The following is a 2,315-nucleotide window of genomic DNA, read 5'->3' as shown; positions in this document are numbered from 1 at the left end:
GGCGCCCTCACCCTCGACGACGCCGCCCGCATCGTCGTCCGCCGCAGCCAAGCCATCACCGCACTCGCCGGCACCGGCACCATGGCCAGCATCCCCCTGCCCGCCGACCAAGTCCAACCCCTGCTCACCCACCACAACGGCAACGCCCACATCGCCGCCGTCAACGGCCCCAACCACACCGTCATCGCCGGCACCGTCGAAGCCCTGACCGCCATCGTCGACCAAGCCCAGACCGACGGCATCCGCGCCCGCACCATCCCCGTCGACTACGCCTCCCACAGCCCCCAGGTCGAAGCCATCCGCGACCGGGTCCTCACCGACCTCGCCGACCTCACCCCCCAACCCTCCGCCATCCCGCTCTACTCCACCCTCACCGCCGCGTTCATCGACACCACCGTCATGGACGCCGACTACTGGTACACCAACCTCCGCAACCCCGTCCTCTTCGAACAGTCCGTCCGCGCCCTCGTCGAAACCGGCCACACCACCTTCATCGAGACCAGCCCCCACCCCGTGCTCACCAACCCCGTCGAAGAGATCCTCGACGGCACCGGCCAGGCGATCGGCACCCTGCGCCGCGACCACGGCGACCTGGCCCGCTTCCTCACCTCCGCGGCGCAGGCCCACACCACCGGCACCTCCGTCACCTGGCCCTCCCTGCCGAGCGCCCCGGCGGTCCCGGTGGAGCTGCCCACCTACCCCTTCCAGCGCCGGTCGTACTGGCTGAAGCCGGTCACCACCACCGACCTCGGCAGCACAGGGCTGCGTCCGCTGCACCACCCGGTGCTGGCCGCCGCCACCACACTGCCCGACGGCACCCACCTGTTCACCGGCCGGGTCTCGCGGCACCAGCAGCCCTGGCTCGTCGACCACGCCGTGCTGGACACCGTGCTGCTGCCCGGCGCCGCCTTCGTCGAGCTCGCCCTGCACGCCGCCCAGCGGACCGGCCACCCGCACCTGGCCGAACTCACGCTCCAGCACCCGCTGGTGGTCCCCGAGGACGCCGCCGTCGAGGTCCAGGTCGCGGTGGGCCCGGCGGAGGACGGGGCCGGCCGTACGGTGACCGTCCACTCCCGCCCGACCGACCCGACCGGCGACGACCAGCCGTGGACGGCGCACGCGGTCGGCACCCTCACCGCCGAGGCGCCCGACCGCCCCCCGGTCGAGGAGGCCTGGCCTCCGGCCGGAGCGACCCCGGTCCCGGTCGACGGGTTCTACCCCCGGCTCGCCGCGCGCGGCTACCACTACGGCCCGCTCTTCCAGGGCCTGCGGGCCGCCTGGCGGCGCGGGACGGAGCTGTACGCGGAGGTCGTGCTGCCCGGTGACGGCGGCACCGACGACTTCGGCATCCACCCCGCCCTGCTGGACGCGTCCCTGCACGCCTCACTGCTCGACCTCGGACCCGAGGGCATCCGGCTGCCGTTCTCGTGGACCGACGTCGACCTGCACGCCGTCGGGGCCCGCGCGCTCCGGGTACGACTGTCGCCGACCGGCCCGGAGAGCGCCCGGCTGACCCTCTCCGACTTCGACGGGCTTCCGGTCCTGACGGTGGACTCGCTGGCCGGCCGCCCGATCACGCCCGAGCAGCTCGCCGCGGTCCGCACGGTCGCCCGTCCCCCGCTGTACCGGGTGGAGCAGGCGGCACGGGACCTCACCGGCCGTACCCCCGTCACCGGGCCCTGGGTGGTCATCGGCGACGAGGCGTCCGCCGAAGCGCTGCGCACCGCGGGCGTCGGCGTCCTCCGCCACCTTCCGCTCACCGCTTCCGCCGACGACGACGAACCCGCCCGCGCCCACGACCTCGCCGGGCAGGCCCTCGCCGCCCTCCGGGAAGCCCTCACCGACGAGGCCCTCACCGACAGCCCCGTTCTGGTCGCCATCCGGCACGCCGACGGCCTGGCCGCCTCCACCGTCCAGGGACTCACCCGGTCCGCCCAGGCCGAGCACCCCGACCGCATCGTCCTCGCCCACCTCGACGACACCGGCCACCACCTCCTGCCCGTCGCCCTCGCCGACGACGAACCGGAACTCGCCTTGGTGGACGGCCGGTTGACCGTGCCCCGGCTGGCCAGGGCCGCCACCCCGGACACGACGGAGAGCACCCCGCTCGACCCGGACGGCACCGTCCTGATCACCGGCGGCACCGGCACCCTCGGCACCCTCCTCGCCCACCACCTCGTCACCACCCACGGCGTCCGCCACCTCCTACTCGCCGGCCGCCGCGGCCCGAACACCCCCGGCTCCACCGAACTCACCACCGAACTCCAGGAATTGGGCGCCACCGTCACCATCGCGGCCTGCGACACCACCGACCG

At 74.4% G+C, this 2,315-nt stretch carries 1 protein-coding gene; it reads left to right on the top strand.

All coding sequences use genetic code 11. From position 1 onward, the window contains the following. Positions 1-2,315: acyltransferase domain-containing protein (locus tag ABZW30_RS46860; RefSeq protein WP_355677471.1), on the top strand; the 2,315-nt coding region annotated here is incomplete at both ends.

It is taken from the genome of Kitasatospora sp. NPDC004669, from assembly GCF_040609455.1.
Classification (GTDB): domain Bacteria; phylum Actinomycetota; class Actinomycetes; order Streptomycetales; family Streptomycetaceae; genus Kitasatospora.
This window is presented reverse-complemented; position numbering and strand designations above follow the sequence as displayed.